The organism is Hydrogenivirga sp. 128-5-R1-1 (assembly GCF_000171895.1).
Genome location: NZ_ABHJ01000002.1, coordinates 188,202 through 195,824, shown reverse-complemented (window position 1 = coordinate 195,824; position 7,623 = coordinate 188,202). Strand labels below are relative to the sequence as shown.

Annotated in this window: 7 protein-coding genes; 4 read left to right on the top strand and 3 right to left on the bottom strand. The window is 51.9% G+C overall.

Annotation, left to right across the window (positions count from 1 at the left end):
• Positions 1–16: 16 nt before the first annotated feature.
• Both HG1285_RS14020 and uvrC read right to left on the bottom strand, forming a co-directional pair.
• Positions 17–487 carry a hypothetical protein gene (locus HG1285_RS14020; RefSeq protein ID WP_008286435.1) on the bottom strand — a complete coding sequence of 157 codons (471 nt, stop codon included), beginning with the start codon at positions 485–487 and terminating at the stop codon, positions 17–19.
• On the bottom strand, positions 480–2,168 hold the full coding sequence (gene uvrC / locus HG1285_RS14025; protein WP_008286434.1) for an excinuclease ABC subunit UvrC: 1,689 nt from the start codon (positions 2,166–2,168) through the stop codon (positions 480–482). The genes HG1285_RS14020 and uvrC overlap by 8 nt, the downstream gene beginning before the upstream one ends.
• Positions 2,169–2,200: 32 nt before the next feature.
• Between uvrC and flhA the strand changes: the two genes are divergently transcribed.
• The 4 genes from flhA to HG1285_RS14045 are packed head-to-tail and all read left to right on the top strand — an operon-like array spanning position 2,201 to position 6,884.
• Positions 2,201–4,249: a flagellar biosynthesis protein FlhA gene (flhA, locus tag HG1285_RS14030; RefSeq protein ID WP_008286433.1), complete on the top strand. Its 2,049-nt coding sequence runs from the start codon at positions 2,201–2,203 to the stop codon at positions 4,247–4,249.
• Positions 4,239–5,381 carry a flagellar biosynthesis protein FlhF gene (gene flhF, locus HG1285_RS14035; protein ID WP_008286432.1) on the top strand — a complete coding sequence of 381 codons (1,143 nt, stop codon included), beginning with the start codon at positions 4,239–4,241 and terminating at the stop codon, positions 5,379–5,381. The genes flhA and flhF overlap by 11 nt, the downstream gene beginning before the upstream one ends.
• On the top strand, positions 5,344–6,180 hold the full coding sequence (locus HG1285_RS14040; protein WP_008286431.1) for a MinD/ParA family protein: 837 nt from the start codon (positions 5,344–5,346) through the stop codon (positions 6,178–6,180). Before flhF ends, HG1285_RS14040 begins: the two co-directional genes overlap by 38 nt.
• Positions 6,177–6,884: a FliA/WhiG family RNA polymerase sigma factor gene (locus HG1285_RS14045; protein WP_008286430.1), complete on the top strand. Its 708-nt coding sequence runs from the start codon at positions 6,177–6,179 to the stop codon at positions 6,882–6,884. The genes HG1285_RS14040 and HG1285_RS14045 overlap by 4 nt, the downstream gene beginning before the upstream one ends.
• Here HG1285_RS14045 and trmD read toward each other — a convergent pair.
• The gene (gene trmD / locus HG1285_RS14050; protein WP_008286429.1) at positions 6,868–7,623 is read right to left on the bottom strand and encodes a tRNA (guanosine(37)-N1)-methyltransferase TrmD; all 756 of its coding nucleotides are present in this window, start codon (positions 7,621–7,623) and stop codon (positions 6,868–6,870) included. The two genes, HG1285_RS14045 and trmD, sit on opposite strands and share 17 nt — an antisense overlap.

Here is a 7,623-nt window from a genome sequence, read left to right as displayed (position 1 = left end):
GACCCATTATACCCTCTTACCGGTATTCCCTGGGCACGTACAGTAACCCCAGCACCCCACCCCATACGAGGTGTAGCAGGAAGAGGGAGAGGTGATCGCTTAAGGGCATCCTTAAGAACTCCCTCATGAACTCTGCACCGCCGAAGGCGGTAACTACAAGGGCGATAAGGACAAGTATGTGCCACAGAACACCGAAGCTCAAACCCTTTACTGAGCCGTCTCTACCGGGTAGTCTTCTATAGACCGACGGATAGACGAAGACGAGGGCGAGGACTACCGAGTTTACCATGTGCCCCACTGCCATGACCCAGTCCTCAAGCCCGCGGAATATACCCCAGAGCTTTATAAGTCCTATGTAGCCCCTGTAAGTGCCGAAGAGCCCGAGGAACCCGTCAAGCATTAGGTCAACGCCCATCATTACGTATCCAGCGACCAGGCTCACGAACAGGTAGCTGGCGAAGTTGACACCCCTTACGATCTCACTCAAGGTACTTCTTAACCTCCTGCTGGAGAGAGGGTGGAAGTCCCAGCTTTCTCAGCCTTTCCTCGTCAGCCCTTATGAACTCGTAGAGGTTGTCAAAGTTCCTGTATATTATCTTCTTCCTCGTTTCCCCCACCCCCTTGACCTTTGAGAGAACATCCTCAAGAGCCCTCTTCGTCCTCAGCTTCCTGTTGTAGGAGAGGGCAAACCTGTGGGCTTCGTCCCTGATCAGTCCGAACACCCTGTAGAGTAGAGGCTCCTCTCTCAGGCGAACGAGCTCGCCCCCGTCACCGAAGAGTATCTCCTCCTCCTTGGCGAGGGAAAACACCTTGAAGGGTAAACCGAAGGTGTCCCTCACGCTCACCGCTACGTTCAGCTGACCTTTTCCACCGTCTATCAGCCAGAGGTCTGGTATGGGTTCTCTCTTCTCCTTAAAACGCATAGCTCTCCTCGTCAGGACTTCCCTCAGTGCTCCGTAGTCGTCTATTCCGGACAGGCTCTTGACCTTGTACCTTCTATACCTCCTCTTGTTCATCTGCCCCTTCTCCCACACCACGCAACTGCCGACTATATCCTCCCCATAGAAGTGGGATATATCAAACCCCTCTATGGTTTTCGGCAGCTGTATACCGAGCTTTTGTCTGAACTCCTCTTCAAGGACTTCAAGGCTTATATTTTCCTTCACATTTTCCTCAGCGAGGCTAACGAGCTCTGTGGGTATGCTGGAACTGAACTCAACCCTACCCTTTGTCCTGCCCTCTATCCATGTGCGCACCTCCTCCGAGAGGAAAAAGTTCGTGAGTATGTTCTCAGGTACGAAGTTTGAGTAGTAGTATCCGAGCAGGAACTCTTCAAGTTCCTCTTCCCTCTCCAGGTCGTATATCTCCTTACTGATGAGCTTACCACCCCTTATCAGAAAGAGCCCTACCCTCCTGCCTATCCTGTAAAACAGGTCTGCAGAGCTGTAAGGCAGCCCGGAGACGCTCTGACCCCTGCTTATGTTCTCAAGAGCCTTTATCTGATCTCTGACGTGGGCGCACTTCTCAAAGAGCATCTCTCCGGAGAACTCCTCTATCTTCTCGTAGAGCCTCGGGAGAACCTCGGCCACCTCACCCGACAGAAGCGCCTTTGTCCCCTCAACGCTGAGCTGGTACTCCTCTTTGCTGACGAACTTGGTGCACGGGGCTGAGCAGAGACCGAGGTGGTAGTCCATACAGGGCTCCTTTCTCTCAGGAAGGGGGTCGCACGTCCTCAGTTTGAAGAGCTTGTGTATGAGCTTCTTTACCTTGTAGGCTTTGCTCGCCTGCAGGAAGGGTCCGTAGAGCGTGCCCCTGTGCTCAGTTCCCCTCACCACCTTGACCGTTGGGTAAGGCTCGTCGGTCAAGAGCAGCATGGGATAACCGCCGCCGTACTTGTGGAGTACGTTATACCTCGGCTTGTGGCTCTGTATCAGGTCAACCTCAAGGACGAGAGCCTCAAACTCGTTCCTCGTTACTATCCACTCCAGGCTGAGGGAGTCACGCAGTATGGCGAACTCTTTAGGGTCTATGTCTGCGAGCTTGAGGTGTTGTTGAAGTCTCTTCCTCAGGTTCTTAGCCTTACCTATGTAGGTGGGCTTCTTCTTGCCCTTGAATATATACACTCCCGGCTTTTCGGGCGCACGGGATACAACCTCTGACCACTCCATCTCAAAGAAATATAATTTCCTAAAGGGTGTGAATGAAGCACAAAGAAACCTGGATAATCTTAGCCTTTGGCATCATACTGACGGCGATAATAGTTCCCATACCCGCCTTCTTCCTTGACATACTCCTCGCGACCAGCATAACCTTCTCCCTCGCCGTCCTTATCCTGACCTTCTTTGTCAAGACACCCCTTGAGCTGAGCTCTTTCCCCACCATACTCCTCATAGGGACCCTCCTGAGGCTCTCCCTGAACGTTGCTGCGGCGAGAAGAATACTCCTCTACGGACACGAGGGGACGGACGCTGCAGGGCACATCATAGAGGGCTTCGGTAGGTTCGTGGTGGGTGGAGACGTCGTGGTCGGGCTTATCGTCTTCCTCATATTCATAGTCATAAACTTCATAGTTATAACGAGAGGTGCGGAGAGGATATCAGAGGTCTCGGCGAGGTTTACCCTTGACGCCATGCCCGGTAAGCAGATGAGCATAGACGCAGACCTGAACGCAGGTCTCATAACGGAGCAGGAGGCTAAGAAGCGCAGGGAGCAGCTTGAGAGGGAGGCTGCCTTCTACGGGGCTATGGACGGTGCCAGTAAGTTCATAAGGGGTGATGCCATAGCAGCCCTCCTGATACTCTTTCTGAGCCTTATAGGGGGGCTTATAGTGGGGCTCGTCTTCAAGGGTATGGACTTCATGGATGCCTTGCAGACCTATACCCTGCTCACCGTGGGTGAGGGGCTTGCCTCCCAGATACCCTCCCTCATACTCTCAACCGCAGCCGGTCTCATAACCACAAAGAGCTCTTCCACTGAGGAATTGGGGAGCGCCATAGCAGAGGAATTCTCAAGGGAGCCGAAGGCTCTGCTCTACTCCTCTGCCCTCCTGGTCTTCGTGGGTCTTATACCCGGACTTCCCAAGATACCCTTCTTCTTTATGGCGGGTGTTCTCGGGGGGCTCTACTATTTGGTCAGCAGGAGTCTGAAGGAAAGACAGATCAAGGAGCTTGAGAAGCTCGTTGAGGAACAGAAGAAAGAGGAGGCAAAGAAGAAGGAGGAGACAGAAGAGGAGTTCATCCCCCAGCCAGACCCTATAACCATGGAGGTTGGGTACGGGCTGATACCTTACGTTGATGAGAGCCAGGGGGGAGAAGTTCCACAACGTATAAGGACGATGAGGAAGCAGATAGCTCAGGAGTTCGGAGTCATAGTTCCTCTCGTTCACATAAGGGACAACCTCAAGCTCCAGCCCAACCAGTACAGGATCCTGATAAAGGGCATAGAGGCAGACTCTTACGAGATTATGCCCGGATACGTGCTCGCCGTTGACTTGGGAACTACGAGGGGCAGGATAGAGGGTATAGAAACCAAAGAACCTGCCTTCGGCATGAAGGCTTACTGGATACCCGAAGATAAAAAGGACGAAGCCCAGAGGAAGGGTTACATGGTGGTTGACATAAGCACCGCGATAATAACCCACCTTTCGGAGGTTATAAAGAGAAACCTCCACGAGCTCCTTGGAAGGAACGAGGTCATAGAGCTAATAGACAGGCTCGCCAAGAAATACCCCAAGGTCGTTCAGGACATAGTTCCCGAGCAGGTTCCCGTATCGGTCGTCCACAGAGTCCTCCAGAACCTTCTCAGGGAGGGCATACCTGTTAACGACCTCCTGACCATACTGGAGACCCTCGCCGACTATATAGAGCAGACGAGAGACCCGGACGTACTTACCGAGTACGTTAGACAGAACCTCTCAAAGCGGATAACCCGCATGTACATGACCGACGGCGTCCTCTACGCCATAGCCCTCTCGCCTAAGGTGGAGGCTAAACTCATACACCTCATAAACGAGGGCAGAGAGGACGAGTTCATAGACATAGTCCTCAACAAGCTCTACAGGAAGATATCTGCGGAGATTGAAAAGTTCGTCCAGTTCCAGGCTCAACCTGTCCTGCTAACTTCGGGAAACCTACGCAGATACGTGCGTAGAGCCTTAGAGCCCTACTTACCCCAGCTTGCCGTTCTATCTTATAATGAACTTGAAAAGCAGGTGAACATGAAGATATTAGGACTAATAGATGAAGACTGAAAAGATAATAGTTAACTCTTTGCAGGAGGCTGTGGAGGAACTAAAAAGAACCTACGGTGACAACGCGGTAGTCCTGTCTTCAAGGATAGTCAAGAGGAAGAGGTGGAGCCTGCTTCCCTTCTTTAAGACTACCCTCCTTGAGGTCACGGTGGGGATACCCGATGAGGAGGGAGAGTTCCAGAAGGAGTTTGAAGAGAAGATAAAGGTTTATGAAGAGCTTGAAAGACTGAAGAGCACCCTGAGCGAGGTTATGAAGAACGTCCGTTCCCAGGACGAGGAGAAGGAAACGTCCCGGAGGGACGTGGGAGAGGGGTTGTCTATGCGCGCCCAGCGCGTTCTGTCCCGCATGGTTTACAGGGGTGTAAGAAAGGACGTGGCGAGGCGTCTCGTGGAGGAAGCCTGCGGATACGACATAGAGCTCGGAAAGCTGGACTTCAAGGAGGAGATATACCCATCTCTCATGGAGAGCTTCCGTAAGAACATCGTCATAGAGGGGGAAAGGGTCTTCAGAAACACCCCCCGCATAATGGTCCTAATAGGACCTACCGGTGTGGGCAAGACAACGACCATAGCCAAACTTTCTTACCTCTTCAAGAGGGCTGGCAAACGCCCGGGCGTCATAACCTTGGACAGCTACAGGGTCGGTGCTGTTGAACAGCTCAGAGCTTTCATAAACATAATGGAGCTTCCCTTTAGGGTGGCGGACACGCCCGAAGAGTTCCTGAAGTCCCTTGAGGAGATGGACAACAGAGACCTTATCCTCGTGGACACGGCTGGCAGGAGTCAGCATGACAGGCTCAGGCTCAATGAACTGAAGCTCTTCCTTGAGAGTGCGGAGACCCAGATATACCTGACCCTGAGCGCAAACCTCTCGGAGCTCGTAATGTACGAGGTGATAATGCAGTTCGGCATGTTCCCGATAAAGGGGCTCATATTCTCAAAGCTGGACGAGACCTCCTACCCGGGTAACGTTATAAACGTGGCTTACAGAACGAAACTGCCTATCCTGTGCTTCACCACCGGTCAGACCGTGCCTGACGACATCGTCATGGCTGATTACGAGTATCTGACCAAATTAATGTTAGAGGAGAAGCATGAGCTTGAATCAGCAGGCAACTCACCTGAAGCATAGGGAGGGTGCCGAAACAGGCACCAAATACATCGCCATAGCGAGCGGCAAGGGTGGTGTGGGCAAAACGATACTCTCCCTGAGTATAGGCAAGAGCCTCTCCGATAGTGGAAAGAAGGTGCTGATAATAGATGCGGACTTCGGTCTGAGCAACATACACCTCATGCTGGGCATAACACCCCAGAAGAACCTCGCCCACTTCTTCTTCGGGGACGCCTCCTTTGAGGAGATAGTGGTCAAGATAAACGATTTCTTCTCCTTCATATCCAGCGGAAACGGGATATACGAGCTTGCAAAGCTACCCAAGGATCAGGTTATAAACCTCATAAGGAGGCTTCAGGAGCTTGCGGAGGATAACTACGACTACGTTATATTTGATACGCCACCGGGGATACACGACGACACAATAGCGGTAGTGTCCTCGGCAGACTTTCCCCTCGTGATAACCACGCCCGAGCCTACAGCGGTTGCTGACGCATACGCACTCATAAAGATAATCAACCGGGAGAACGACACAGAGGACTTCTACCTTGTGGTTAACAAGGTGGAGAACGATAAGGAGGGTAAGAAGGTCTACGAGAGCATAAGGCTTCTTGCGGAGAGGTACACCTCAGCCAAACTGAACCACGTGGGAAACATAAAGTACAGGAGAGCCCTTATAAGGAAGATAATAGAGCAGAACCCCTTTGAGAGTGGCTTCATGGACGATGTGTATAATATTCTCTCCAATATGAGCGTTGAGGTGAGCCCCAGGAGGAAGAGCTTCTGGGAGAGCGTTATGACAAGGTTGCTTGGAAGATGAAAAATCCATACACCTTTGAAGAGAAGGAGCGTGAGGAGTTAGTCCTTAAATACCTTCCCCTCGTTAAGAGCATAGCCTTTACCATAAAGAGGCAGATCCCGCCTACCATAGACGTCAGAGACCTGATAGGGCACGGAATAATCGGACTTATGAAGGCGCTGGAGAAGCTGGACACCCAGAAGAACCCGGAGAGCTACCTAAAGATAAGGATAAGGGGCGCCATATACGACTACCTGAGGAGTCTTGACTTCGGGAGCAGGAGGATAAGGGAAAAGGAGAGGAAGATACGGGAAGCCCTGAGGGAGCTTACGGAGAAGCTCGGAAGGGAACCCACCGATGAGGAGATAGCCGAGTACCTCGGTGAAGACCTTGGGACGCTCCAGCACGACCTCAGCAGGATATCCTTTTCTTACATACTGAACCTTGAGGACATATTTACCGAGGAGAGGAGGAGCTACGAGGAGGTCATAGGCTCAAAGAGGGTTGACGTTGAGGACGAGATAGTAAAGAAAGACCTGATAGAGAAGCTAAAGGAAGCCATAGAAGCCCTTGACGAGAGAGAAAAGCTCGTAATACAGCTGATATTCTACGAGGAGCTACCTCTGAAGGAGATAGCCCAGATACTGAACTGCTCCATATCCCGGGTTTCCCAGATAAAGGCGGAAGCCATAGAGAAGCTCAAGAAGTTCATGAAAGACTTTTAGACTCAAGCCACTCCTCAAAGCTCATGCCCCTACGAATGCTCTCAAGGATATCCTCTTCCTCCGGGGTGAGCTCTTCGGGGATAAGGTCTGGTCTCTTCCTGAGTGTGTTTTCTATCCTGTGCCATAGCTTCCAGAGCTCTATCAACCTGTGGTTGCCCGACAGGAGAACCTCGGGCACCTTCATTTCCCTGAACTCCCTCGGTCGCGTGTAAACGGGGTAGCCTATCCACCTGTTTCGGAAGGAATCCTCCTCTATGCTCATTGGTTCGCTGAGAACGCCCGGCAGGAGTCTTGAGACCGCGTCCACTAAGGTCAGAGCTACGAGCTCTCCACCGCTGAGAACCACGTCCCCGATGGACACCTCCTCGTCCACTATGCTCTTCACCCTCTCATCAACACCCTCGTACCTGCCGCATATTATCGCCACCCTTTCCTTCTGCGTGAGCTCTTCAACGAACCTCTGGTCTATCCTCCTTCCCCAGGGTTCGGTTATCAGAACGTAGGGCTTTCTGTTCTTCTCAAGGAGGCTCTCGTAGGCTGAAAATATGGGCTCTGGTTTAAGGACCATTCCCGGAAAACCGCCGTAGGCGGTGTCATCAACCTGACCTTTTGGGGCAAACTTTCTTATATCCACAGCTTCAACTTTCACCTTCCCTTTCTTTATAGCCTGGCGGACTATGCCGAACTCGGTGTAGCACCGGATCAGGTCGGGGAATATGGTCAGTATGTAAAACTCCAT

Bases quoted from the DNA above. Each gene is read 5' to 3' on its own strand.
- HG1285_RS14045 (WP_008286430.1), top strand. From the start codon at position 6,177: ATGAAAAATCCATACACCTTTGAAGAGAAGGAGCGTGAGGAGTTAGTC.
- flhA (WP_008286433.1), top strand. From the start codon at position 2,201: ATGAAGCACAAAGAAACCTGGATAATCTTAGCCTTTGGCATCATACTG.
- HG1285_RS14040 (WP_008286431.1), top strand. From the start codon at position 5,344: ATGAGCTTGAATCAGCAGGCAACTCACCTGAAGCATAGGGAGGGTGCC.
- uvrC (WP_008286434.1), bottom strand. From the start codon at position 2,168: ATGGAGTGGTCAGAGGTTGTATCCCGTGCGCCCGAAAAGCCGGGAGTG.
- trmD (WP_008286429.1), bottom strand. From the start codon at position 7,623: ATGGAGTTTTACATACTGACCATATTCCCCGACCTGATCCGGTGCTAC.
- flhF (WP_008286432.1), top strand. From the start codon at position 4,239: ATGAAGACTGAAAAGATAATAGTTAACTCTTTGCAGGAGGCTGTGGAG.